The organism is Enterobacter sp. 3U4, assembly GCF_057224565.1.
Window position 1 is genome coordinate 3073072 of sequence record NZ_CP136665.1, and the last position, 25480, is coordinate 3098551.

The 25480-nt window shown below is 53.6% G+C and carries 22 protein-coding genes, 3 tRNA genes and 3 rRNA genes; 11 read left to right on the forward strand and 17 right to left on the reverse strand.

Features of this window, described 5'->3' with window-relative positions:
* Window position 1 precedes the first annotated feature (1 nt).
* The gene (gloB, locus tag RVY89_RS14790) at window positions 2-760 is read left to right on the forward strand and encodes a hydroxyacylglutathione hydrolase (protein ID WP_484825738.1); all 759 of its coding nucleotides are present in this window, start codon (window positions 2-4) and stop codon (window positions 758-760) included.
* A 68-nt stretch (window positions 761-828) separates the two neighbouring features.
* Entirely contained in the window at window positions 829-2193 is a 1365-nt protein-coding gene (mltD, locus tag RVY89_RS14795; RefSeq protein ID WP_063145495.1) for a murein transglycosylase D, read from the forward strand.
* 52 nt (window positions 2194-2245) lie between these two features.
* On the opposite strand, the gene RVY89_RS14800 is transcribed toward mltD, so the two are convergent.
* The 3 genes from RVY89_RS14800 to RVY89_RS14810 all read right to left on the reverse strand — a co-directional run bounded on the left by RVY89_RS14800 (window position 2246) and on the right by RVY89_RS14810 (window position 5207).
* Window positions 2246-3019, reverse strand: a complete 774-nt coding sequence (locus RVY89_RS14800; RefSeq protein ID WP_484825739.1) for a class I SAM-dependent methyltransferase — start codon at window positions 3017-3019, stop codon at window positions 2246-2248.
* A gap of 75 nt (window positions 3020-3094) precedes the next feature.
* Window positions 3095-3895 carry an endonuclease/exonuclease/phosphatase family protein gene (locus RVY89_RS14805; protein ID WP_024909448.1) on the reverse strand — a complete coding sequence of 267 codons (801 nt, stop codon included), beginning with the start codon at window positions 3893-3895 and terminating at the stop codon, window positions 3095-3097.
* 136 nt (window positions 3896-4031) lie between these two features.
* A complete protein-coding gene (locus RVY89_RS14810) occupies window positions 4032-5207 on the reverse strand; it encodes an MFS transporter (RefSeq protein ID WP_484825740.1) in 1176 nt (391 codons plus the stop codon).
* A gap of 104 nt (window positions 5208-5311) precedes the next feature.
* On the opposite strand from RVY89_RS14810, the gene yafC reads away from it, so the two are divergent.
* Window positions 5312-6217 carry a DNA-binding transcriptional regulator YafC gene (yafC, locus tag RVY89_RS14815; RefSeq protein ID WP_024909446.1) on the forward strand — a complete coding sequence of 302 codons (906 nt, stop codon included), beginning with the start codon at window positions 5312-5314 and terminating at the stop codon, window positions 6215-6217.
* Window positions 6218-6244: 27 nt separating this feature from the next.
* Here yafC and dkgB read toward each other — a convergent pair whose 3' ends face one another.
* The 8 genes from dkgB to gmhB all read right to left on the reverse strand — a co-directional run bounded on the left by dkgB (window position 6245) and on the right by gmhB (window position 13340).
* Entirely contained in the window at window positions 6245-7048 is an 804-nt protein-coding gene (gene dkgB, locus RVY89_RS14820; RefSeq protein WP_484825741.1) for a 2,5-didehydrogluconate reductase DkgB, read from the reverse strand.
* Window positions 7049-7208: 160 nt separating this feature from the next.
* A tRNA-Asp gene (locus RVY89_RS14825) sits at window positions 7209-7285 on the reverse strand.
* A gap of 56 nt (window positions 7286-7341) precedes the next feature.
* Window positions 7342-7457, reverse strand: a 5S ribosomal RNA gene (rrf, locus tag RVY89_RS14830).
* Window positions 7458-7526: 69 nt separating this feature from the next.
* Window positions 7527-10430 (reverse strand): 23S ribosomal RNA (locus tag RVY89_RS14835).
* Between the two features lie 171 nt (window positions 10431-10601).
* A tRNA-Ala gene (locus tag RVY89_RS14840) sits at window positions 10602-10677 on the reverse strand.
* 42 nt (window positions 10678-10719) lie between these two features.
* Window positions 10720-10796, reverse strand: a tRNA-Ile gene (locus tag RVY89_RS14845).
* A 69-nt stretch (window positions 10797-10865) separates the two neighbouring features.
* Window positions 10866-12405, reverse strand: a 16S ribosomal RNA gene (locus tag RVY89_RS14850).
* Together the 16S, 23S and 5S rRNA genes with 3 tRNA genes alongside form the textbook arrangement of a ribosomal RNA operon.
* Before the next feature lie 368 nt (window positions 12406-12773).
* A complete protein-coding gene (gmhB, locus tag RVY89_RS14855) occupies window positions 12774-13340 on the reverse strand; it encodes a D-glycero-beta-D-manno-heptose 1,7-bisphosphate 7-phosphatase (RefSeq protein ID WP_484825742.1) in 567 nt (188 codons plus the stop codon).
* Between the two features lie 188 nt (window positions 13341-13528).
* Here gmhB and metN point away from each other — a divergent pair, with 188 nt between their 5' ends.
* The 6 genes from metN to proS all read left to right on the forward strand — a co-directional run bounded on the left by metN (window position 13529) and on the right by proS (window position 19108).
* On the forward strand, window positions 13529-14560 hold the full coding sequence (metN, locus tag RVY89_RS14860; protein ID WP_484825743.1) for a methionine ABC transporter ATP-binding protein MetN: 1032 nt from the start codon (window positions 13529-13531) through the stop codon (window positions 14558-14560).
* Window positions 14553-15206 (forward strand): methionine ABC transporter permease MetI, encoded by a 654-nt coding sequence (locus RVY89_RS14865; RefSeq protein WP_003856130.1) that lies wholly within the window; start codon window positions 14553-14555, stop codon window positions 15204-15206. Before metN ends, RVY89_RS14865 begins: the two co-directional genes overlap by 8 nt.
* A 40-nt stretch (window positions 15207-15246) precedes the next feature.
* Window positions 15247-16062 (forward strand): methionine ABC transporter substrate-binding lipoprotein MetQ, encoded by an 816-nt coding sequence (metQ, locus tag RVY89_RS14870; protein ID WP_014168729.1) that lies wholly within the window; start codon window positions 15247-15249, stop codon window positions 16060-16062.
* 106 nt (window positions 16063-16168) lie between these two features.
* Complete coding sequence (gene rcsF / locus RVY89_RS14875; protein ID WP_484825744.1) at window positions 16169-16573, forward strand: Rcs stress response system protein RcsF; 405 nt, start codon at window positions 16169-16171, stop codon at window positions 16571-16573.
* Window positions 16570-17277: a tRNA (N6-threonylcarbamoyladenosine(37)-N6)-methyltransferase TrmO gene (gene tsaA, locus RVY89_RS14880; RefSeq protein WP_484825745.1), complete on the forward strand. Its 708-nt coding sequence runs from the start codon at window positions 16570-16572 to the stop codon at window positions 17275-17277. Before rcsF ends, tsaA begins: the two co-directional genes overlap by 4 nt.
* Window positions 17278-17389: 112 nt before the next feature.
* Complete coding sequence (gene proS, locus RVY89_RS14885; RefSeq protein ID WP_048028425.1) at window positions 17390-19108, forward strand: proline--tRNA ligase; 1719 nt, start codon at window positions 17390-17392, stop codon at window positions 19106-19108.
* A 47-nt stretch (window positions 19109-19155) separates the two neighbouring features.
* Here the strand turns inward: proS and nlpE are convergent, their stop codons facing one another.
* From nlpE to RVY89_RS14900, 3 genes are read right to left on the reverse strand one after another with little or no spacing between them, the layout of a single operon-like run.
* Complete coding sequence (nlpE, locus tag RVY89_RS14890) at window positions 19156-19854, reverse strand: envelope stress response activation lipoprotein NlpE (RefSeq protein ID WP_484825746.1); 699 nt, start codon at window positions 19852-19854, stop codon at window positions 19156-19158.
* A 34-nt stretch (window positions 19855-19888) separates the two neighbouring features.
* On the reverse strand, window positions 19889-20311 hold the full coding sequence (gene arfB, locus RVY89_RS14895; protein WP_371899226.1) for an alternative ribosome rescue aminoacyl-tRNA hydrolase ArfB: 423 nt from the start codon (window positions 20309-20311) through the stop codon (window positions 19889-19891).
* A complete protein-coding gene (locus tag RVY89_RS14900; RefSeq protein ID WP_371899227.1) occupies window positions 20308-20853 on the reverse strand; it encodes a YaeQ family protein in 546 nt (181 codons plus the stop codon). Before RVY89_RS14900 ends, arfB begins: the two co-directional genes overlap by 4 nt.
* Window positions 20854-21049: 196 nt before the next feature.
* Between RVY89_RS14900 and RVY89_RS14905 the strand changes: the two genes are divergently transcribed.
* Together RVY89_RS14905 and rof are read left to right on the forward strand one after the other, a co-directional pair.
* Entirely contained in the window at window positions 21050-21250 is a 201-nt protein-coding gene (locus RVY89_RS14905; RefSeq protein ID WP_008501889.1) for a YaeP family protein, read from the forward strand.
* Window positions 21237-21497 (forward strand): Rho-binding antiterminator, encoded by a 261-nt coding sequence (gene rof / locus RVY89_RS14910; protein WP_008501890.1) that lies wholly within the window; start codon window positions 21237-21239, stop codon window positions 21495-21497. Before RVY89_RS14905 ends, rof begins: the two co-directional genes overlap by 14 nt.
* Before the next feature lie 28 nt (window positions 21498-21525).
* Here the strand turns inward: rof and tilS are convergent, their stop codons facing one another.
* The 3 genes from tilS to RVY89_RS14925 form a co-directional block, all read right to left on the reverse strand.
* The gene (gene tilS / locus RVY89_RS14915; RefSeq protein ID WP_484825747.1) at window positions 21526-22815 is read right to left on the reverse strand and encodes a tRNA lysidine(34) synthetase TilS; all 1290 of its coding nucleotides are present in this window, start codon (window positions 22813-22815) and stop codon (window positions 21526-21528) included.
* 58 nt (window positions 22816-22873) lie between these two features.
* Window positions 22874-23263, reverse strand: a complete 390-nt coding sequence (locus tag RVY89_RS14920; RefSeq protein ID WP_371899230.1) for a VOC family protein — start codon at window positions 23261-23263, stop codon at window positions 22874-22876.
* Between the two features lie 65 nt (window positions 23264-23328).
* Window positions 23329-25461: a lysine decarboxylase LdcC gene (locus RVY89_RS14925; protein WP_484825748.1), complete on the reverse strand. Its 2133-nt coding sequence runs from the start codon at window positions 25459-25461 to the stop codon at window positions 23329-23331.
* Between the last annotated feature and the right edge of the window lie 19 nt (window positions 25462-25480).

The window sequence follows — 25480 nt, forward strand, 5'->3', positions numbered from 1 at the left end:
TATGAATCTTATCAGTATTCCAGCCTTTCAGGACAATTACATCTGGGTTTTGGTTGACGACGCTCGCCGATGCGTCATTGTCGATCCCGGAGAATCCGCCCCTGTTTTGCGCGCAATAAAAGAGAACGGCTGGCAGCCAGAAGCCATTCTGTTGACGCATCATCATAACGATCACACTGGTGGCGTGCCTGAACTGCACGCTCACTTTCCGCATCTGGTGGTTTACGGACCGGCAGAGGCACAAGATAAGGGAACCACACATGTAGTCGAAGAAGGCGAAACTATCCTCATACGCGAGTGGGAGTTTTCTGTATTTGCTACACCAGGTCACACTTTGGGACATCTGTGTTTCTACAGTAAGCCTTATCTTTTTTGCGGCGATACGCTGTTCTCCGGAGGGTGTGGAAGACTGTTTGAAGGCACACCAACTCAAATGTACCAGTCTTTACAGAAGATTAACGCGTTACCCGATGAAACCGTTATTTGCTGCGCCCATGAGTATACATTAGGAAATATGAAGTTTGCCGTAAGCCTCTTACCCAAGGATCGGGCTATTCAGGATTATTATCACAAAGTGAAGGAGTTACGTGCAAAAAACCAAAAAACACTCCCCGTAATTCTGAAAAACGAGCGCCAAATTAATTTATTTTTACGAACAGATGATATTGATTTAATTAATAAAATTAACCAAGAAACAAATTTGCAACAACCAGAACAACGATTTGCATGGTTAAGGTCAAAGAAAGATAACTTCAGATAATTGCGGGTTGCCTTTTCAAAATTTCGCCGTTATCATCGCTCGTCTTTTAAGCAACTATTGACACACACATGAAGGCAAAAGCGATATTACTCGCCTCTGTCCTGCTTGTAGGTTGCCAGTCGCAGAACGGCAGCAACGTACAACAGCACGCACAGAGCCTTTCTGCAGCTGGTCAAGGGGAAGCAGGGAAGTTTGCAAGTTCGGCGCGCTGGATGGACGATGGAACATCTTTCGCGCAGGATCAAGACTTGTGGACCTCTATTGGCGACGAGCTAAAGATGGGAATTCCGGAAAATACCCGGATTCGCGAACAGAAACAGAAGTATTTAAGTAATAAGAGCTATCTCCACGATGTAACGTTACGGGCAGAGCCGTATATGTACTGGATAGCCGGGCAAGTTAAGAAACGTAACATGCCTATGGAGCTGGTACTCCTACCCATAGTGGAGAGCGCTTTTGACCCACACGCGACGTCTGGCGCCAATGCCGCAGGCATTTGGCAGATCATTCCGAGCACCGGGCGAAACTACGGTCTGAAACAGACCCGCAACTATGATGCGCGTCGCGATGTTGTCGCTTCAACGACAGCCGCTCTCGACATGATGCAACGTCTGAACAAGATGTTTGACGGCGACTGGCTGTTAACGGTCGCAGCGTATAATAGTGGCGAAGGTCGTGTACTGAAGGCAATGAAAGCGAATAAAGCACGGGGTAAATCCACCGATTTTTGGTCGCTCTCACTGCCACAGGAAACAAAGATTTACGTACCGAAAATGCTGGCATTGAGCGATATTCTCAAGAACAGCAAGCGTTACGGTGTACAACTGCCAACACCAGACGAAAGTCGTGCACTGGCGCGTGTTCGCCTCAGCAATCCAGTTGATATTCAACAGGTTGCTGATATGACGGGTATGTCGGTAAGTAAATTGAAAACCTTTAATGCTGGCGTTAAAGGCTCAACCCTGGGGGCAAGTGGCCCGCAGTATGTAATGGTTCCGCAGAAACATGCTGACCAGTTACGTGAGTCTTTAGCTTCTGGTGAAATCGCCGCCGTTCAGTCAACGCTGATCGCGGATGCATCATCAGTCAACAGCCGCAGCTATAAGGTTCGTTCAGGTGATACGCTTTCGGGCATTGCGTCACGTCTTGGCGTGAATGCGAAAGATCTGCAGCAGTGGAATAATCTGCGCAGCTCAGGCCTGAAAGTGGGTCAGACTCTGACGGTTGGTGCAGGTAGCAGCGCGCAGCGTCTCGCCAGCAACAGCGATAGTATTACCTATCGCGTGCGCAAGGGCGACTCACTGTCCAGTATCGCAAAACGACACGGCGTGAACATCAAGGATGTGATGCGCTGGAACAATGATACTGACAATCTGAAACCTGGCGACCAGCTGACGCTGTTTGTGAAGAACAGCGCTACGCCAGACTCCTGATAACACGATCTAAAGATAAAAAGGCACCGATTCCCCTCGGTGCCTTTTTTGTTTATCCCGCTTTTTGCGCTTCAGCCATGATGGTGTCGCTGGTAAACGATCCGTCATCCTGCAGTTCAAAATACGCCTTTACCTCTGCGGACGCGCTTTCCTGATAGAGTCTGATCGCCTGGCTTAATGCTTCCGGAGTACGCATACGCGCGATCCACGAGCTGAACTCCAGCGGTAAGCGATCGGTAATCAACGCGCGCGCGATCAGCCCCGCTTCAGTGACAAGTGACAACCACTCTCCGCTGGAGTAGTTTTGCACGTGCGAGGTATCGCGCAGCGCTTCTACCGTTTGCAGCCAGATATTGCGCACCGGGTGTCCAGGTGACATCACATCCATAATGATGAATGTGCCGCCCGGCTTCAGAACGCGTTTGACCTCGCGTAATGCCTGGCCGACATCATGCCAGTGGTGCGCGGAATAACGGCTGATAACCACCTCAAACGAGGCATCATCAAAAGGTAAGGATTCGGCATAGCCCTGACGCGTATCAATGTTGTCCAGCCCCTTCGCTTTCGCCGCCTCGGCAACGACGTCCAGCATCTGGCTGGATAAGTCATACGCGGTAACGTGCGCGACCTGCTGCGCAGCCGTAAAGCTGGCATGCCCTGCTCCGCAGCCCAAATCCAGCACGTGCGCCTGCGGGAACGCCGTCAGACGTTCACCGAGACGCACCAGATCGCGGCCAGAAGCATGCACGGCGCTGCTCAGATAGGCACTTGCCTGAGAACCAAACTGTTTTTCTACGTTGTCATGATGGGAGTGTGTTGTTGCCATCGTACTGTCCTTTGTGAGTGAAAAATAAAGGGCAGCACCCGCGCAGGCCTGCCCCACGGCAGACCTGACACACCATTATTTATCAGGTTTGCCGGGACTGAATTCAACTAGTAGAGGGTTATGATCCGAGGCGCGCGTCACCAGAACAGAGGCATCGTGCACGCTCAAACCACGATAGAAGACAAAATCGAGAGGGCGACCAAAGGCTTTTTTGCGCTGGTCATCGCTAAAACGAACTTCACGCAGCGACATTTCGCGCGCAAAGCGATACAGCGCATTCATGCGCGGACGGCTCCAGGCATTGAAATCGCCCGCCATAATGATAGGGCCGCTGTGATGGGCAATCTGATCGCCGATCGGAAGTAACTGCTTACTGTAGACATCCACGCCCAGGCTGAAATTTACCGCATGGATATTCACGACCATCAGCATTCGGGTATCCGGCAGCGGATAGACCGTCACCAACGCCGATTTTGCCAGACGCAGGATAGGTTCACGTTCTCGCAGAGGACAGCAATAGACCGGATGTGCTGCTGAAAGCGTCATCACGCCTGAGGGGTGTTGTGGCAGGACAAATGCAGGCACCTGGTCGGCGGCAAGATAGTTGGTAGTGGCAAACCGGACCAGCTCAGGGGTGGTTTGCGCCTCCTGGAGCAGAACCAGGTGGGCATCTTTTCCAAAATTCTTGAGTACCGATAACCATTCGGCACGCTGCTGCTTAAAGATATTCCACACCAGTACACGGATTTTCTCATCGCTGCTTAACGGTGTGCCGGCGGGTAATGCCTGGCTTATGCTCGCAAATGACCCCGGAGGCAAGATCCTCTCCGCGGGCATTCCGGCAACATAACGCATGGCATAGGTATTTTTTCGCACTTTTGGAAACAGCCTCTGTAACATGAACCAGCCCGGAAAACGGACTGGTTCTAATGTTATAGGGACTTTAGGTCATACTTTCAACGCAATTTCTGAGAAACCGCTTTCCAGTTTTGTAAGCAAGCACTTACTGATGTTAACCCAGCGCGACGCGAGCAGGTTTATCGAGACGCCCGCTCAGGCCAATCAGCAGGAAGGCCACCAGGACAATCACCGCGCCAATCCACGGGGTCTGGGCTAATCCAATATGCGCTACGGTTTGTCCGCCAATGATGGAGCCCAGCGCGATGCCGATATTAAATGCGGCAATGTTCAGACCCGATGCCACATCCACCGCATTTGGCGTATAGAGCTCGGCTTTCTGGACAACGTAGACCTGAAGCCCGGGCACATTACCAAAGGCAAAGATCCCCATGACCAGCACCGTGACCAGCGCCGCGTAGTGTATCGAAGCGGTGAACTGGAAAATCATCAGCAGAATAACCAGAGCGGCGAAGATAAATTTCAGCGCCGGTACCGCACCATGCTTATCTGCAAGCTTTCCGCCCCAGATATTGCCAATGGCAACGGAAATACCGTATCCCAGCAAAATCCAGCTCACGGCATTGGGGGAAAAGCCCGCCAGGTCCTGCATCATCGGCGCCAGGAAGGTGAAGGCGGTGAATACGCCGCCATAGCCCAGTGCCGTAACCGCATAGATGATCAGCAAACGCGGATGCGTGAGCACCTTCAGCTGATCGCGCAGGCTGGCGCTCGCCCGTCCTGGAATATTCGACGGTACCAGCAGCAGGCTGGTCACCAGGGCGATAACCCCCAGCAAGGAGACGGCCAGGAACGTTTCGCGCCAGCCGAAGTGTTGTCCGATAAACGTTCCCAGCGGTACGCCCGTAACGAGTGCAACGGTCAGTCCACCAAACATGATCGCAATGGCTGAAGCCGCTTTCTCTTTGGGTACCAGGCTGGTTGCAATAGTGGAACCAATCGAGAAGAACACCCCGTGCGCAAGGCCGGTCAACAGACGGGCAATCACCAGCGTGGTGTAGTCCGGAGCCTGCCAGGCAAGAATGTTGCCGGCGGTGAACAGCACCATCAGCGCGACTAACAGCTGCTTACGCGGAAAACGCCCGGTCAGCGCCGTCAACACTGGCGCACCGACGGCGACGCCCAGAGCGTAGATAGACACCAACAGCCCGGCAGAGGGTAACGAGATCGCAAGCTGGTTAGCAATAGTGGGAACCAGCCCCACGATAACAAATTCGGTCGTGCCAATTGCAAAGGCACTGATCGTCAGGGCAAGTAGCGCCAGTGGCATAAAATACTCCATATCATCAGGATTAAGATGACAGGCAGTATGCGCCAGTGTTTAAATAACAAAAATGGTCAAAATCTCAATAGAATTTTGCAGGTGGTGCAACAATGAAAGCAACGTCAGAAGAGCTGACAATCTTTGTCGCCGTTGTTGAAAGCGGCAGCTTTAGCCGCGCGGCCGAACAGCTGGGTCAGGCTAATTCGGCCATCAGCCGTTCGGTAAAGAAACTGGAGATGAAGCTTGGAGTGAGTCTGCTCAACCGAACGACGCGGCAGCTGAGCCTGACGGAAGAAGGGGAGCGTTACTTTCGCCGTGTGCAGTCGGTACTGCAGGAGATGGCTGCAGCCGAGACGGAGATCATGGAGACCCGCAGCACGCCGCGGGGATTGCTGCGCATTGATGCGGCCACGCCGGTGGTGCTTCACTTTCTGATGCCGCTGATTAAACCTTTCCGCGAGCGCTATCCGGAGATGACGCTATCTCTGGTCTCCTCAGAGACGTTTATCAACCTCATCGAACGGAAAGTGGATGTGGCTATCCGGGCGGGAACCCTGACAGATTCAAGCTTGCGTGCCCGCCCTCTGTTTGCCAGCTACCGCAAAATTATCGCATCACCAGAGTATATTGCCGAACATGGTAAACCGGAGACGGTCGAAGAATTGAAGCAGCATCTGTGCCTGGGCTTTACGGAGCCGGTATCGCTAAACACCTGGCCTGTCGCCTGTCATGATGGTCAGTTGCATGAAATCACCTGCGGGTTATCGTCTAACAGCGGGGAAACGCTAAAACAGCTGTGCCTTACCGGGAATGGCATCGCCTGTTTGTCGGATTACATGATTGATAAAGAAATTGCGCGTGGTGAGCTCGTGGAGTTAATGGCCGATAAGCGCCTACCTGTAGAGATGCCTTTTAGCGCGGTGTATTACAGTGACAGAGCGGTAAGCACGCGCATCCGGGCCTTTATTGACTTCCTGAGTGAACATATAAAAACAGCTCCCGAAGGAGCTGTATGAGGGTTTAGAGTACAGAGGGGGTTAATATCAGTCCCAGTCAGGTGCTAAACCTTCCGGGCTAACCAGGCGATCGTTGCACTCAAGTGCTGCGATCGCTTTTTTATCGTCAGCATCCAGATGAAGATCCGTTGCTAACAGGTTGCTGGCCAGGTTTTCACGTTTAGTTGAAGATGGGATCACGGCATAACCTTCCCCCATTGCCCATGCCAGAATGACCTGCGCAGCAGTCGCGCTATGTTTCTCAGCGATACGCGTAATAACTTCATCTTTCAGCGCTTTACCGTAGGCCAGCGTCATGTATGAGGTGATGTGGATCCCGTGCTGTTTTGCCCAGTCCACGACTTTGCGGTTTTGCAGGTATGGGGACAGCTCAATCTGGTTGGTCGCAATATTTTCTGTGCCAACAGCAGCAATGGCTTTTTCCATCAGCGGAATGGTGAAGTTGGAGATCCCTATTTCGCGGGTTAAGCCCTGCTTTTTCGCTTCCAGCAGCGCCTGCATGAATTCTTCCACGGAGACGGCATCGTTTGGTGATGGCCAGTGGATCAGCGTCAGATCGACATAGTCTGTACGCAGTTTCTTCAGGCTCTCTTTCAGGCTAGGGATCAGCTTGTCTTTGCTGAGATTCTCAATCCAGATTTTCGTGGTAATGAACAACTCATTACGCGGTACACCGCTCTCTTCGAGAGCTTGTCCAACGGCAGCTTCGTTTTCATAGATCTGCGCCGTATCAACTGCGCGATAGCCCAGTTCGAGTGCGGTTTTAACTGATGCGATAACAACGTCGTCTTTCAGGCGGAAAGTGCCCAGACCAAATGCAGGGAGAGTCATAATATTCCTCAATCGTTATGTTCGTAAACTGAAGACGATTATCGCTGGCGGTGTTATAGAGAAAAAGATCGCAAAACGCAGAGGATTTTTGCTAATTTAGCAATAATTAAACGACAGATAAGAAAAAAGCCCTGAGCGTTAGCTCAGGGCTTTTAATAAGTGGCGGAACGGACGGGACTCGAACCCGCGACCCCCTGCGTGACAGGCAGGTATTCTAACCGACTGAACTACCGCTCCACCGAAGACTGCTTGTAACCACCGGATTAATGCACCGGCTTACTACTTAATTTGATGCCTGGCAGTTCCCTACTCTCACATGGGGAGACCCCACACTACCATCGGCGCTACGGCGTTTCACTTCTGAGTTCGGCATGGGGTCAGGTGGGACCACCGCGCTAAAGCCGCCAGGCAAATTCTGTTAAATCTGTATCAGAGCTGAAAATCGCGTCTCTCTTCGCCGAAACAGCTTCGGCGTTGTAAGGTTAAGCCTCACGGTTCATTAGTATCGGTTAGCTCAACGCATCGCTGCGCTTACACACCCGACCTATCAACGTCGTAGTCTTCAACGTTCCTTCAGGACCCTTAAAGGGTCAGGGAGAACTCATCTCGGGGCAAGTTTCGTGCTTAGATGCTTTCAGCACTTATCTTTTCCGCATTTAGCTACCGGGCAGTGCCATTGGCATGACAACCCGAACACCAGTGATGCGTCCACTCCGGTCCTCTCGTACTAGGAGCAGCCCCCCTCAATTCTCCAGCGCCCACGGCAGATAGGGACCGAACTGTCTCACGACGTTCTAAACCCAGCTCGCGTACCACTTTAAATGGCGAACAGCCATACCCTTGGGACCTACTTCAGCCCCAGGATGTGATGAGCCGACATCGAGGTGCCAAACACCGCCGTCGATATGAACTCTTGGGCGGTATCAGCCTGTTATCCCCGGAGTACCTTTTATCCGTTGAGCGATGGCCCTTCCATTCAGAACCACCGGATCACTATGACCTGCTTTCGCACCTGCTCGAGCCGTCACTCTCGCAGTCAAGCTAGCTTATGCCATTGCACTAACCTCCTGATGTCCGACCAGGATTAGCTAACCTTCGTGCTCCTCCGTTACTCTTTGGGAGGAGACCGCCCCAGTCAAACTACCCACCAGACACTGTCCGCAACCCGGATTACGGGTCTACGTTAGAACACCAGCCATTAAAGGGTGGTATTTCAAGGTCGGCTCCACGCAGACTGGCGTCCACGCTTCAAAGCCTCCCACCTATCCTACACATCAAGGACCAGTGTTCAGTGTCAAGCTATAGTAAAGGTTCACGGGGTCTTTCCGTCTTGCCGCGGGTACACTGCATCTTCACAGCGAGTTCAATTTCACTGAGTCTCGGGTGGAGACAGCCTGGCCATCATTACGCCATTCGTGCAGGTCGGAACTTACCCGACAAGGAATTTCGCTACCTTAGGACCGTTATAGTTACGGCCGCCGTTTACCGGGGCTTCGATCAAGAGCTTCGCGTTGCCGCTAACCCCATCAATTAACCTTCCGGCACCGGGCAGGCGTCACACCGTATACGTCCACTTTCGTGTTTGCACAGTGCTGTGTTTTTAATAAACAGTTGCAGCCAGCTGGTATCTTCGACTGATTTCAGCTCCACCCGCAGGGGCTTCACCTACATATCAGCGTGCCTTCTCCCGAAGTTACGGCACCATTTTGCCTAGTTCCTTCACCCGAGTTCTCTCAAGCGCCTTGGTATTCTCTACCTGACCACCTGTGTCGGTTTGGGGTACGATTTGATGTTACCTGATGCTTAGAGGCTTTTCCTGGAAGCAGGGCATTTGTTACTTCAGCACCGTAGTGCCTCGTCATCACACCTCAGCGTTAAAAGGTACCGGATTTACCTGGAACCTCCGCCTACATGCTTAAACCGGGACAACCGTCGCCCGGCTAACATAGCCTTCTCCGTCCCCCCTTCGCAGTAACACCAAGTACAGGAATATTAACCTGTTTCCCATCGACTACGCCTTTCGGCCTCGCCTTAGGGGTCGACTCACCCTGCCCCGATTAACGTTGGACAGGAACCCTTGGTCTTCCGGCGAGCGGGCTTTTCACCCGCTTTATCGTTACTTATGTCAGCATTCGCACTTCTGATACCTCCAGCATGCCTCACAGCACACCTTCAACGGCTTACAGAACGCTCCCCTACCCAACAACACATAGTGTCGCTGCCGCAGCTTCGGTGCATGGTTTAGCCCCGTTACATCTTCCGCGCAGGCCGACTCGACCAGTGAGCTATTACGCTTTCTTTAAATGATGGCTGCTTCTAAGCCAACATCCTGGCTGTCTGTGCCTTCCCACATCGTTTCCCACTTAACCATGACTTTGGGACCTTAGCTGGCGGTCTGGGTTGTTTCCCTCTTCACGACGGACGTTAGCACCCGCCGTGTGTCTCCCGTGATAACATTCTTCGGTATTCGTAGTTTGCATCGGGTTGGTAAGCCGGGATGGCCCCCTAGCCGAAACAGTGCTCTACCCCCGAAGATGAGTTCACGAGGCGCTACCTAAATAGCTTTCGGGGAGAACCAGCTATCTCCCGGTTTGATTGGCCTTTCACCCCCAGCCACAAGTCATCCGCTAATTTTTCAACATTAGTCGGTTCGGTCCTCCAGTTAGTGTTACCCAACCTTCAACCTGCCCATGGCTAGATCACCGGGTTTCGGGTCTATACCCTGCAACTTAACGCCCAGTTAAGACTCGGTTTCCCTTCGGCTCCCCTATACGGTTAACCTTGCTACAGAATATAAGTCGCTGACCCATTATACAAAAGGTACGCAGTCACACCACGAAGGTGCTCCCACTGCTTGTACGTACACGGTTTCAGGTTCTTTTTCACTCCCCTCGCCGGGGTTCTTTTCGCCTTTCCCTCACGGTACTGGTTCACTATCGGTCAGTCAGGAGTATTTAGCCTTGGAGGATGGTCCCCCCATATTCAGACAGGATACCACGTGTCCCGCCCTACTCTTCGAGTTCACAGCCTGTGTGCTTTCGTGTACGGGACTGTCACCCTGTACCGTGCGACTTTCCAGACGCTTCCACTAACACACAAGCTGATTCAGACTCTGGGCTGCTCCCCGTTCGCTCGCCGCTACTGGGGGAATCTCGGTTGATTTCTTTTCCTCGGGGTACTTAGATGTTTCAGTTCCCCCGGTTCGCCTCGTTAACCTATGTATTCAGTTAACGATAGTGCAACGAATTGCACTGGGTTTCCCCATTCGGACATCGCCGGGTCAAAGGTTCATATCACCTCGCCGGCGCTTTTCGCAGATTAGCACGTCCTTCATCGCCTCTGACTGCCAGGGCATCCACCGTGTACGCTTAGTCGCTTAACCTCACAACCCGAAGATGTTTCACTTCTGATTGCGAAAATTTGAGAGACTCGAACACACCATTAAAGATGTGTCGTTTCAATTTTCAGCTTGATCCAGATTTTTAAAGAGCAAAACTTCGCAGTGCACCTTTTCAGGTTCACTCTGAAGTTTTCTTGTGTTCGCAGTAAAAGATGGTGGAGCTATGCGGGATCGAACCGCAGACCTCCTGCGTGCAAAGCAGGCGCTCTCCCAGCTGAGCTATAGCCCCATCGTTTGTAATCTCTGTACCGCTCATCCTTTAAAAGGAGTTTGGTAGGCCTGAGTGGACTTGAACCACCGACCTCACCCTTATCAGGGGTGCGCTCTAACCACCTGAGCTACAAGCCTGCAGAGATTTTTACTGCTGTTTTTCATCAGACAATCTGTGTGAGCACTACAAAGGCAGGTTCTTTAAGGTAAGGAGGTGATCCAACCGCAGGTTCCCCTACGGTTACCTTGTTACGACTTCACCCCAGTCATGAATCACAAAGTGGTAAGCGCCCTCCCGAAGGTTAAGCTACCTACTTCTTTTGCAACCCACTCCCATGGTGTGACGGGCGGTGTGTACAAGGCCCGGGAACGTATTCACCGTAGCATTCTGATCTACGATTACTAGCGATTCCGACTTCATGGAGTCGAGTTGCAGACTCCAATCCGGACTACGACGCACTTTATGAGGTCCGCTTGCTCTCGCGAGGTCGCTTCTCTTTGTATGCGCCATTGTAGCACGTGTGTAGCCCTACTCGTAAGGGCCATGATGACTTGACGTCATCCCCACCTTCCTCCAGTTTATCACTGGCAGTCTCCTTTGAGTTCCCGGCCGAACCGCTGGCAACAAAGGATAAGGGTTGCGCTCGTTGCGGGACTTAACCCAACATTTCACAACACGAGCTGACGACAGCCATGCAGCACCTGTCTCAGAGTTCCCGAAGGCACCAAAGCATCTCTGCTAAGTTCTCTGGATGTCAAGAGTAGGTAAGGTTCTTCGCGTTGCATCGAATTAAACCACATGCTCCACCGCTTGTGCGGGCCCCCGTCAATTCATTTGAGTTTTAACCTTGCGGCCGTACTCCCCAGGCGGTCGACTTAACGCGTTAGCTCCGGAAGCCACGCCTCAAGGGCACAACCTCCAAGTCGACATCGTTTACGGCGTGGACTACCAGGGTATCTAATCCTGTTTGCTCCCCACGCTTTCGCACCTGAGCGTCAGTCTTTGTCCAGGGGGCCGCCTTCGCCACCGGTATTCCTCCAGATCTCTACGCATTTCACCGCTACACCTGGAATTCTACCCCCCTCTACAAGACTCTAGCCTGCCAGTTTCGAATGCAGTTCCCAGGTTGAGCCCGGGGATTTCACATCCGACTTGACAGACCGCCTGCGTGCGCTTTACGCCCAGTAATTCCGATTAACGCTTGCACCCTCCGTATTACCGCGGCTGCTGGCACGGAGTTAGCCGGTGCTTCTTCTGCGGGTAACGTCAATTGCTGAGGTTATTAACCTCAACACCTTCCTCCCCGCTGAAAGTACTTTACAACCCGAAGGCCTTCTTCATACACGCGGCATGGCTGCATCAGGCTTGCGCCCATTGTGCAATATTCCCCACTGCTGCCTCCCGTAGGAGTCTGGACCGTGTCTCAGTTCCAGTGTGGCTGGTCATCCTCTCAGACCAGCTAGGGATCGTCGCCTAGGTGAGCCGTTACCCCACCTACTAGCTAATCCCATCTGGGCACATCTGATGGCAAGAGGCCCGAAGGTCCCCCTCTTTGGTCTTGCGACGTTATGCGGTATTAGCTACCGTTTCCAGTAGTTATCCCCCTCCATCAGGCAGTTTCCCAGACATTACTCACCCGTCCGCCGCTCGTCACCCGAGAGCAAGCTCCCTGTGCTACCGCTCGACTTGCATGTGTTAGGCCTGCCGCCAGCGTTCAATCTGAGCCATGATCAAACTCTTCAATTTAAGTTTGATGCTCGTGAATTAAACTTCGTAATGAATTACGTATGTTCACTCAGAGACTTGGTATTCATTTTTCGTCCGAGGACGTTAAGAATCCATGTCACTTTGAGTGCCCACACAGATTGTCTGATAAATTGTTAAAGAGCAGTGCAACGCGGCTTTCGCTCACCGTTGCGAGGTGGCGTATATTACGCTTTCCTCTTTCAGAGTCAACCCGTTATTTCAGGATTTTTTCTCTTCAACCGACCGGGTTGTTTGTGAAATGATTCACATCCGCCGTGTCGATGGAGGCGCATTATAGGGGGCCGCCGAGGAATGACAAGCGGAAAAATGCATTTTTATTTCAACCGCTCATCTTTTCACCAGAAAGGCTATTTTTGGTGCTTTTTAATCTCTATTGGCAGATCGGCCAGACTATTAATTACCCAATCCGCCGCATTCTCAGCTTCTGGCGTTACTGGCTTGCCGGTGCGAACTAATATTTTGGTCCCTACACCCGCAGCAGCAGCTGCCTGCATATCTTCCAGTTTATCGCCCACCATATAAGAAGCCGCCATATCAATGTGCAGGAATTCCTGCGCAGAGATGAACATCCCCGGATGTGGCTTACGGCAGTCACAGGTTTGACGATACGCTTCAACGGTTCCCTGCGGATGATGCGGACAATAGTAGATACCGTCGAGATCCACACCGCGGTCGGCCAGCGACCAGTCCATCCATTCCGTCAGCGTTTCGAACTGCGCTTCGGTGAATTTACCGCGTGCAATACCGGACTGGTTCGTCACCACCACCAGCGCATAGCCCATCTCTTTCAGCTGGCGCATGGCATCTATTACGCCCTCGATAAACTCGAACTCATCAATCTCATGAACATAACCGTGATCCACATTAATAGTGCCGTCACGATCGAGGAAAATTGCGGGTACTGATTTTGCCACCGGTTTGCTCCTGAAAAAGGCATGTTCGACTAGTATCTCATGAATCGCAGCGCAATAAAGTGCTCATCGTACAGAGTTGGATTGATTTAGACGTCTGGATGCCTTAACATCCGTTTTGTTTACGGTCATCACCCGTATCTGGCAGAAGAAAATGCCACGGCTAACTTACATACGATAAAAATAATCTAATGATTAAACTTTCCAATATCACCAAAGTGTTCCAGCAGGGGAACCGAACCATTCAGGCGCTGAACAACGTCAGCCTGCATGTTCCTGCTGGTCAAATTTATGGCGTCATTGGCGCATCGGGTGCAGGAAAAAGCACGCTGATCCGTTGTGTTAACCTGCTTGAGCGCCCAACCCAGGGCAGCATAGAAGTTGGCGGTCAGGAACTTACCGCCCTTTCAGAAAAAGAACTCACCAAAGCGCGTCGTCAGATTGGCATGATTTTCCAGCACTTTAACCTGCTGGCCTCCCGCACCGTGTTTGGCAACGTTGCCTTGCCGCTTGAGCTGGATAACACGCCAAAAGAAGAAGTGAAGCGTCGCGTCACCGAGCTGCTCGACCTCGTGGGTCTGGGCGATAAACATGATAGCTACCCGGCAAACCTGTCCGGTGGGCAAAAACAGCGTGTGGCCATTGCCCGCGCGCTGGCAAGCAATCCTAAGGTACTGCTGTGCGATGAAGCCACCAGCGCACTGGATCCGGCCACCACGCGTTCGATTCTGGAGCTGCTGAAAGACATTAACCGTCGCCTGGGCCTGACGATCCTCCTTATTACGCACGAGATGGACGTGGTGAAACGCATTTGCGACTGCGTGGCGGTCATCAGCAACGGTGAACTGATCGAGCAGGACACGGTAAGTGAAGTGTTCTCGCATCCGAAAACCCCGCTGGCACAGCAGTTCATCCAGTCCACCCTGCATCTGGATATTCCGGAAGATTATCTGGAGCGTTTGAAAACCGAACCGACAGCAGACAGCGTCCCGATGCTGCGCATGGAGTTCACCGGTCAGTCCGTAGACGCTCCCCTGCTTTCCGAAACCGCACGTCGCTTTAACGTGAACAACAACATCATCAGCGCGCAGATGGATTACGCCGGTGGCGTCAAGTTCGGCATCATGCTGACAGAAATGCACGGCACACAAGAAGAAACTCAGGCTGCGATTGCCTGGCTGCAAGAACATCACGTAAAAGTAGAGGTACTGGGTTATGTCTGAGCCGATGATGTGGCTGCTGGTTCGCGGCGTTTGGGAAACGCTGGCAATGACCTTTGTCTCTGGCTTCTTTGGTTTTGTGATTGGCCTGCCGGTCGGCGTATTGCTGTACGTGACGCGTCCGGGTCAAATCATTGAGAACGCGAAACTGTACCGTACGCTCTCTGCGCTGGTGAATATTTTCCGTTCTATCCCCTTCATTATTTTACTGGTGTGGATGATTCCGTTTACCCGCGTGATCGTCGGAACGTCTATCGGTCTGCAGGCGGCCATCGTTCCGCTGACCGTTGGCGCAGCGCCGTTTATCGCCCGTATGGTGGAAAACGCCCTGCTGGAAATCCCGACAGGTCTGATTGAGGCATCCCGCGCAATGGGCGCAACGCCGATGCAGATCGTGCGCAAAGTTCTGCTCCCGGAAGCACTGCCAGGCCTGGTGAACGCGGCAACCATCACGCTCATCACGCTGGTCGGTTATTCCGCAATGGGCGGTGCCGTAGGCGCTGGCGGTTTAGGTCAGATTGGTTACCAGTACGGCTATATTGGATATAACGCTACCGTGATGAATACCGTTCTGGTATTGCTGGTTGTTCTGGTTTACTTAATCCAGTTCTCTGGCGATCGCATCGTCCGGGCCGTTACGCATAAATAACGTTACACACAACACAAACTCTACGAGTTAAGGATAAAACATGGCGTTTAAATTAAAGACCTTCGCAGCAGTAGGCGCGCTGATCGGCTCTCTGGCACTGGTGGGTTGCGGTCAGGACGAAAAGGATCCAAACCACATTAAAGTTGGCGTTATCGTGGGTGCAGAACAGCAGGTTGCGGAAGTTGCTCAGAAAGTGGCAAAAGAGAAGTATGGCCTGGACGTGGAGCTGGTGACCTTCAACGATTACGTTCTGCCGAACGAAGCGCTGAGCAAAGGCGATATCGACGCGAACGCCTTCCAGCATAAGCCATACCTGGACCAGCAGATCAAAGATCGCGGCTATAAACTGGTGGGTGTCGGTAACACCTTCGTTTATCCGATTGCCGGTTACTCTAAGAAAATCAAATCACTGGACGAACTGCAGCCGGGCTCTCAGGTTGCCGTTCCTAACGACCCAACTAACCTTGGTCGTTCCCTGCTGCTGCTGCAGAAAGTGGGCCTGATCAAACTGAAAGACGGTGTTGGCCTGCTGCCAACCGTTCTGGACGTCACCGAGAACCCGAAAAATCTGAAAATTGTTGAGCTGGAAGCACCGCAGCTGCCACGTTCTCTGGACGATGCGCAGATTGCACTGGCCGTTATCAACACCACGTACGCCAGCCAGATTGGCCTGACGCCAGCCAAAGACGGTATCTTCGTTGAAGATAAAGACTCCCCGTACGTTAACCTGATCGTGACTCGCGAAGACAACAAGGACGCGGAAAACGTGAAGAAATTCGTTCAGGCCTATCAGTCAGACGAAGTTTACCAGGAAGCCAACAAAGTGTTTAACGGCGGCGCTGTTAAAGGCTGGTAATCTCACCTCAGTGTAATATCATCAGGACGGGCTTATGCCCGTCTTGTCATTTGTGCAGTCAACTGATTCAATATCTGACGTTTTGATTATCCATTGAGGAAATATTATGCGTGCTTTACCGATCTGTCTTTTAGCACTCATGCTGAGCGGCTGTTCAATGCTAAGCAGATCTCCCGTTGAACCTGTTCAAAGCACGGCAACCCCGCCAAAGACCGAGCCTGCAAAACCGAAAGTGGTTCGCCCTGCGCCGGTTCGCATTATCACGAAAGCGGACGAACTCGTCGGTAAACCGTTCCGTGAACTGGGCGAAGTGAGCGGCGAATCCTGTCAGGCGTCCAATCAGGACTCGCCACCGAATATTCCGACAGCGCGTAAACGTATGCAGATTAATGCTGCAAAAATGAAAGCCAACGCGGTCCTGCTGCACAGCTGTGAAGTCACCAGCGGCACGCCAGGCTGCTACCGTCAGGCGGTTTGCATCGGTTCAGCGCTGAACATTACGGCTAAATGAGTGCATTTCAGTTCGAGCAGATAGGCGTTATCCACTCTCCTTATAAAGAGAAGTTCGCCGTCCCCCGCCAGCCCGGTCTTGTCACCAGCGGAAGCGGTGAGCTTCACCTGATTGCGCCTTACAATCAGGCCGATGCGGTACGCGGACTTGAGGCGTTCAGCCATCTGTGGGTGGTGTTCGTGTTTCACCAGACGATGGAAGGCGGCTGGCGTCCTACCGTGCGCCCTCCTCGTCTTGGCGGAAATGCGAGAATGGGCGTGTTTGCAACGCGCTCGACCTTCCGCCCAAATCCGGTTGGCATGTCGCTGGTTGAACTGAAAGGCATACGCTGCCAGAAAGATCGGGTGATCCTGGAGTTAGGTAGCCTGGATCTGGTCGACGGCACGCCGGTTATCGACATCAAGCCCTATTTGCCCTTCGCCGAAGCGCTCCCGGACGCGCGTGCAAGTTATGCTCAGGAGGCACCGCAGGCGGATATGCCGGTGTATTTTACGCCTGAGATAACCGCGCAACTCGGTCAACTGGAGAAACGCTATCCTCGCTTACGGGATTTCATCACTGAAGTTTTGGCACAGGACCCGCGTCCAGCCTACCGTAAAGAAGAGGAAGAAGGAAAAACGTACGCCGTCTGGCTGCTGGATTTTAACGTTCGCTGGCGCGTCACCGGGGCAGGTTTTGAAGTGTTTGCCCTTGAACCCAGGTAATTTTGTTCTCCTCTCTTTTGGCATCTTTGCCACACTGGTAAACTAAACCACTTTTTTTGTGTCAGGCTGGTGTTTCAGCCTGTTCCAATCGTCGAAATGGAACCGTAACAACATGCGTACTAGCCAATATCTGCTCTCCACTCTGAAGGAGACGCCTGCCGACGCCGAAGTGATCAGCCATCAGCTGATGCTGCGCGCCGGGATGATCCGCAAGCTGGCCTCCGGGTTATATACCTGGCTGCCGACCGGCGTGCGCGTCCTGAAAAAAGTCGAAAACATCGTGCGTGAAGAGATGAACAACGCCGGTGCTATCGAGGTGTCCATGCCTGTGGTTCAGCCCGCTGACCTGTGGCAGGAGAGCGGCCGTTGGGAACAATATGGTCCTGAACTGCTGCGCTTCGTCGATCGCGGCGAGCGTCCGTTCGTTCTCGGCCCAACGCATGAAGAAGTCATTACCGACCTGATTCGTAATGAGCTGAGCTCTTACAAACAGCTGCCGCTGAACTTCTTCCAGATCCAGACCAAGTTCCGTGACGAAGTTCGCCCACGTTTCGGCGTCATGCGCTCCCGCGAATTCCTGATGAAAGATGCCTACTCTTTCCATACCTCTCAGGAATCCCTGCAAGAGACGTACGACGCAATGTACGCGGCATACAGCAAAATCTTCTCCCGCATGGGTCTGGATTTCCGCGCTGTGCAGGCTGATACCGGCTCCATCGGCGGTAGCGCATCCCATGAATTCCAGGTACTGGCGCAGAGCGGTGAAGACGATGTGATCTTCTCTGACTCCTCTGATTACGCTGCCAACATCGAATTTGCAGAAGCCCTGGCACCAAAAGAACCGCGTGCTGCGGCAACGCAAGAGATGACGCTGGTTGATACGCCAAACGCGAAAACCATTGCCGAGCTGGTTGAGCAGTTCAATCTGCCGATCGAAAAAACCGTTAAGACGCTGCTGGTGAAATCCACCGAAGGGAGCGCTTACCCGCTGGTTGCCCTGCTGGTGCGTGGCGATCACGAGCTGAACGAAGTGAAAGCCGAGAAGCTGCCGCAGGTCGCCAGCCCGCTGACGTTCGCCACGGAAGCGGAAATCCGCGCCGTGGTCAATGCTGGGCCAGGTTCACTGGGTCCGGTGAATATGCCGGTGCCTGTTGTTATTGACCGCACGGTAGCCGCGATGAGCGACTTCTCCGCCGGCGCGAACATCGACGGTAAACACTACTTCGGCATCAATTGGGATCGCGACGTGGCGACGCCGGAAGTGGCTGACATCCGTAACGTGGTCGCAGGCGACCCAAGCCCGGACGGTCAGGGTACCCTGATGATCAAGCGCGGTATCGAAGTGGGTCACATCTTCCAGCTGGGCGATAAATACTCGCGCGCGCTGAACGCCGCCGTTCAGGGTGAAGATGGCCGTAACCAGATCCTGACCATGGGTTGCTACGGTATCGGGGTGACGCGCGTGGTAGCTGCGGCGATTGAGCAGAACTACGACGAGCGCGGCATCGTCTGGCCGGACAACATCGCGCCGTTCCAGGTCGCTATTCTGCCAATGAACATGCACAAGTCTTACCGCGTACAGGAGCTGGCCGAGAAGCTGTATGCCGAGCTGCGTGCGCAGGGTATCGAAGTGCTGATGGATGACCGTAAAGAGCGTCCGGGCGTGATGTTTGCCGATATGGAACTGATCGGTATCCCACACACCGTCGTGATCGGCGACCGTAACCTCGACAGCGACGAGATTGAATACAAATACCGTCGCAGCGGCGAAAAACAGATGATCAAGACCGGCGACATTCTTGATTACCTGGTGAAAGCCATCAAAGGCTAAACAAAAAACCCCGCTCAGGCGGGGTTTTTTAATGGCGCTACGTCAGCTTATTTGCTGTTACAGTCTTTGCCCGCAATAAATTTCGCGTCTTTATCCGCCACCAGCGTTTTCACCATCTCGCCGCTATCCGGATTTGGCTCCAGCGTAAAGTGTCCGTCCACCGTCAGCAATACCGGCTTGCTGTCATTGCCGCGTGCCACAGCGTAATCACGTTCAAGCTGCGCATTGTTTGCCACGCTGACCTTCCTGCCGGTTGCGCAGTCGGTAAAGATCGCCGCATCCGCCATATAGAAGTACATCCCGCGCATTGCCATCGGCGTCGCGGGCAGAGCCGCTTTCACCGGGGCCAGCGTGTAGTTAAACTGGGATTCAATCGGGTTGCCTTCGCGGTCAAGCATCTCCATCCCCTCGCCTTTGGCGCGGAAAAAGGTTTTCTCACCGGAGGTATCCGTCAGAACCAGCTTCTCAGCCGTACGCGCCCATGTTCCATAAGTCGCAAAAGAAGAAGGCTCTTTCGCGCCCTGATAGCGCTGGTTCATTACCCAGGTGCCGTCTTTTTGCAGGAACAGGGACGTTTCAATGCCTTCACAGTCCGCGCAAGGCAATACGCCGCGCCAGCTCTGCTGCATTGGTTTTAATTCTTCCGTTTGCGTGGGTTGTAAAACCTGCGTTTCGGAACGGTTGTTACACCCGAAAAGCGCAAACAGCGTACTCACTGCCAGCGCAGACCATAATGCTTTTTTCACAATGAATTCCTTATGAAAATTGTGTTCCCTTTCGTCACTCTGTCGGGCGACGAACTTTGCCGCGTAATGCTTTCACTGTGGATTTTTGGGCCTTCGAGGTCAGCCTACGCTCTTTCGATGCGCGGGTTGGCCGCGTTGCCCGGCGGCTTTTTTGTACTGCCGTTAATTCTTTGATGACCGCCACCAGCCTGGCTATCGCCGCTTCCCGGTTGAGTTCCTGACTACGGTATTCCTGGGCTTTGATCACCATCACGCCATCGCTGGTGATCAGGTGATGGCTGGCGGCAAGCAGGCTTTCTTTATAATACTCTGGCAGGCTTGAGGCCCGAATGTCAAAACGCAAATGGATAGCCGTTGAGGCCTTATTAACGTGCTGCCCGCCTGCCCCCTGAGCGCGGATGGCGGTGATCTCCAGCTCGTTGTCAGGAATGCTGACGTTTCGGGACAAGACTATCATGGTGCCGGTTGCCACGCCGTTAAATGAATTTCCAGATTATTCTGAGAATCAGAAAGCCAGATTGCACCATCCTGAATCGTCGCCTGTAACACCATGGTCCGGCTGGCAAAGTCGCTCAGCTGCGCCAGCTGCTCATCATCCAGATACCAGACCGTGAGATTTTTAAACTGTCCGCACTTGCTCTTGTTTTGCTGCCACCAAATCTCTGCAGCACGCTGATTATACGCGAATAAGGCCACTTCAGCGGACTGGGTGCAGGCCTTCTTAATTCTGCGCTCGTCCGGCAGTCCGAGTTCGATCCACAAATCGATACCCAGATGATCGTTGCGCAGCCAGGCTTCAGGCTCGTCTTCTGCGCTTAAGCCACGGGTAAACTGCAGACGCTCGTCAGCGTACTTAATCCACGCCAGCAGGCGCAGCATCATGCGCTCCTGGGTTTCGGAGGGGTGACGTGCCAGCGTCAGCGAGGCGTCCAGGAACTGGTTGCGATCGAGATCGGCCACATTGACCACTGCTTTATAGATTGTCGCTTTCAGCGCCATGAGAGAACTCCATTCGAATCAGGCGCACATTGTAGCGAAAAGCGCGGCAAAAGGCTGTTACGGGGTAATAAATACACCGCTATCAAGGCGCTGATATTGCTTAAATGAGTATGGTATAGTCACCTTGCTAAACCGAGTTTATCTTCGTAGGCTTAATGATATCTCACAGTAAGTCAGTGCGCTGGCGGGAGGGGATGTGAATAATTATTGTGAGTTAATTCGCAAACGGTATGCGGAAATCGCCAGCGGAGATCTGGGGTATGTCCCGGACGCGTTGGGCTGTGTATTGAAAGTGCTTAATGAAGTGGCCTCTGATGAGAGCCTTTCAGAGTCGGTCAGGGAAAAAGCAGCGTATGCTGCGGCGAATTTACTGGTGAGCGATTATGTCGATGAATGATACTTATCAACCCATCAATTGTGATGACTATGACAACCTCGAACTCGCCTGCCAGCATCATTTATTACTGACGCTGGAGCTAAAAGATGGCGAAGTGTTGAAGGCAAAAGCTAGCGATCTGGTTTCACGTAAAAATGTGGAATACCTGATAGTGGAAGATGCCGGTGCGACGCGTGAGCTGCGTCTGGATAAAATAGCCAGCTTCAGCCACCCGCAAATCGGCACCGTCGTGGTGAGCGAATCCTGATGACACTAACGGGCAGCCAGGCTGCCCGTTACGCTTCCTGCCACTCAAACCTGACCCCGTCTTCCGCCCATCCCGCTTCCGTGATGAATACCCCTGCCGCAGCAATCAACGTTTCACCATAGAACAGCAGCGGCGTAGTGTCGCGCAGCCACGGCGGCACGTTGCACTCCTGCCAGATTTTCTTCAGCTTCCGACCTCCGTTACGCCCGACAATATGCAGCATGCCGCCAGCCTTAAAGCGCACGGTGACCGGTTCACCGGGCTTCGGCGGCCGCACATGACCAGACGGCAGGAGAGAGACGCGTCCAGCCTCTGCGGGCAATATCAGCGGAACCTCAGGAGAAAGCCAGTCGAGCACGACATCTGTCAGCGAGGGCATGGATTTTATCCACCAGAGTTCCCCTTTATAGCGTCTAACCTCGAAACCGTTCAGGTGGACGCACGGGGAAGCATCATCCCGCGCCAGAGCGACTTCGTCCCAGATACGGCTCAGCATTGTCCGCGGCGGCATCGCGGCGCGATGAAAGGCCAGCCAGCGTCGTAGCAGCGCGGCGCGACGCACCGGGCTCATCGCTGTCAGCGGTGCAATGGCCAGCGCTCCGTCTTTAGAAATCAGTTCAGCCAGCTCGTCGCTCAACAGCTCGTCCAGCAGCGATTCCTGTTCGGCGCACAGCATAGCGCTTCTTGCCGTCGCGTCGGCGAAATGCGGCCAGCGCTCGCTCAATAGCGGGAGGACGCGCAGACGCAGAAAGTTACGATCATAGCCGTCATCCTGGTTACTCTCATCTTCGATCCAGCTCAGCTGATGCTCTCGCGCCCAGGCTTCCAGTGAGGCACGCGTCTCGCCAAGCAGCGGGCGCAGTAACGTTGTGCCGGCAAATGCCGAGCGCGCCGGCATGGCAGAAAGCCCCGCCGGTCCGCTTCCCCGCTTAAGCGCCAGCAGAAAGGTTTCGCACTGATCGTCCAGATGCTGGGCCGTGACCAGCGCTTCTCCAGCACGTAATGCCCCGGCAAACGCGGCATAGCGGGCTTTACGCGCCTGCGCCTCGATGCCAAGCCCTTCCTCCGCAAGCGTGACGCGTTCAACGATGAGCGGGATTGACCAGGCTGCACACAAGGCTTCGCAGTGCGCCACCCACTCCTCTGCGTGAGGACTTAATCCATGATGAATATGCATCGCCCGCAGCTGGACGTCAGGCTCCCGGTCGCGCCAGCGCTTGAGGCGATGAAGCAGAACGGTGGAATCCAGGCCACCGCTAAACCCCACCAGCAGCTGGCGGTACGGTGAAACGGCGTGTGCGATAGCGGGTAAGGTCATAGGGAATTACACATAAAAAATGCCCGAACTGAGCGGGCATTATCACACAGGACGAAGATTACTGCTGATAAAGCTCCAGCGGCAGGCCGTCCGGGTCGCTGAAAAAGGTAAAGCGCTTGTCCGTGAACGGATCGACGCGGATCGCTTCACACGTCACGCCGTGCGCTTCCAGATGTTTTACTGCGCTATCCAGGTCATCGACGCTAAAGGCAAGATGGCGCAGGCCGCAGGCTTCCGGGCGGGACGGACGCGCAGGCGGAAAAGGAAAAGAGAACAGTTCAATCACATACTGCCCGTTTAATGCCAGATCGCCCTTCCATGAGTCGCGCTCTTCGCGGTACGCCTCGCTTAACAGCGTAAAGCCGAGAATGTCGCAGTAGAAGGCCTTACTCTTTGCGTAATCGGTCGCAATGATCGCAATATGATGAACCTGTTTTAAACCCAGCATAGCTTCTCCTTTTTATGATGCCTGAACGTTACAACCGAAAACCCGCACCATGCAAGCGGTCACCCTTATTTTAGGACTCGCACCCAGTAAACGCCGTTTTCGTCGCGCTTCGCGCCGTGGATATCCGTCTCAAAACCGGGGTAATGACGCCCTACCGAACAGAGCATCAGCAGGAAATCGAGCACGGCCCGACTCTCCTCTGTAATCATTTCTCCAGGCATCAGGAGCGGTACGCCCGGCGGGTAAGGCAGGATCATGTTGGCCGATACGCGCCCGACCAGGTTTTCCAGCTCAACGGTTTCGACCTCCCCTTTCACCTGGCGCTGCCATGCCTTGTGCGGGGTAAACTTCATTTCCGGTAAGACATCGAACGCCTGAAGCATCAGGCGCGGCAGATCGTGCTGACGGATCAGCCTGTGGATCCCCTGGGCCAGATCCTGAATGCGCATATTACGATAGAAGTCAGGATCCTCCGCGTAGAGATCCGGGAGCATATTCTTCACCCGCAGGTTGAGATCGTAGGCGCGCTTAAACTCCATCAGCCCGCGCAACAGCCCCATCGCCCGGGTTTTATCAATACCAATGCTGAACAGGAACAGGAGGTTATAGGGCCCGGTCTTCTCTACCACCACGCCACGTTCATCAAGGAATTTCGCGACCAGCGCGGCCGGAATACCTTCCTCGCTCATCTTTCCCTGCTCATCCATGCCTGGCGTCAGGATCGTCACTTTTACCGGGTCGAGGAACATATGGTCGCTATCGGCATCCCGGAAACCATGCCAGTCTTCGCCGGGCGAGACGGGCCAGCATTCCGCCTCATCAATCTCTTCCGGCTGCCAGATATCAAAGAACCAGCCGTCGGCTTCATCTTTCAGCCGCTGAACCTCTTTGCGGAAATGCAGCGCGCGCTCCACCGAACGGTTGATGAGGCGTTTGCCAGGATTGCCGCGCAGCATCGCCGCGGCCGTTTCGATAGACGCCACCAGCGGATAGCTCGGTGAGGTGGTGGTATGCATCATAAAGGCTTCGTTGAAGGTCTCTTCGTCGTACTCGCCTTTGATGTGAATAAGCGAAGCCTGGGAAAACGCCGCCAGCATTTTGTGCGTCGACTGCGTTTCGAAGAACACTTTACCCGGCACGCGCTCACCGCTCATGCCGCTTTTACCTGCGTAAATCGGGTGGAAATTGGTGTACGGCACCCACGCGGAATCGAAGTGGATCGACGACACGTCCAGCGTCTTTTTGATCCAGTTCGTGTTGTACAGCAGACCGTCATAGGTCGAGTTGGTGATCACCGCATGGACAGGCCAGCTTGCACCAGGGATCGCCGCGACCTTACGTTCAATCGCGTCATGCGCAAACTCCCGCCGCGGAATGCCGCCAAGAATACCGAGCGCGTTACGCGTGGGCGACAGCCAGAGCGGTACGACGTCGCTCATCATCAGCAGGTGAGCCAGCGACTTATGGCAGTTACGGTCAATCAGTAGGGTGCTGCCCGCAGGCGCAGCGTACATTCCGACGATTTTGTTCGAGGTCGAGGTGCCGTTGGTCACCATATAGCTCTGCTCGGCGCCAAAGGTGCGGGCGATATACTCTTCCGCTTCCAGATGCGGGCCGGTGTGATCCAGCAGAGAGCCTAATTCGGTAACCGAAATGGACACGTCCGCCTTCAGCGTGTTGCCACCAAAGAAATCATAGAACAGGCAGCCCACCGGGCTTTTTTGGTAGGCCGTCCCCGCCATATGGCCCGGCGTACAGAAGGTATATTTCCCCTCCTTCACGTAGGTGAAGAGCGCCCGGGTAAACGGTGGCGTAATGTTATCGAGATATTCATTCGTGTATTGCTGAATTCGGGCCGCAATGTCTTCCGCCACGCCGAGCGAATATTCAAAAAACCACAGCGCCATACGCATATCATTGGCGCTGACGTCCATGGTTGAGTGGGTATTAATAAACGCGTACAGCGGGAGATATTCGTTCAGCTTGTTGATATCGCTGCACAGTTCGAGGTCATATTCATCCCAGTCGAAGATCACGCCACAGATACGCGGATTATGCTCGATGAACTTCAGCAGATCGGCGCTGTTGTGCGGCCAGATTAGCTGATACCCGCGCGACTGCAGGGCTTGCTCCAGCTCCTTAATCGGCTCATCTTTATAAAAGACGCCGTGTGGCCCCATAATGGCAATGATATTCATGGGCTTCCTCCTTAAAAAA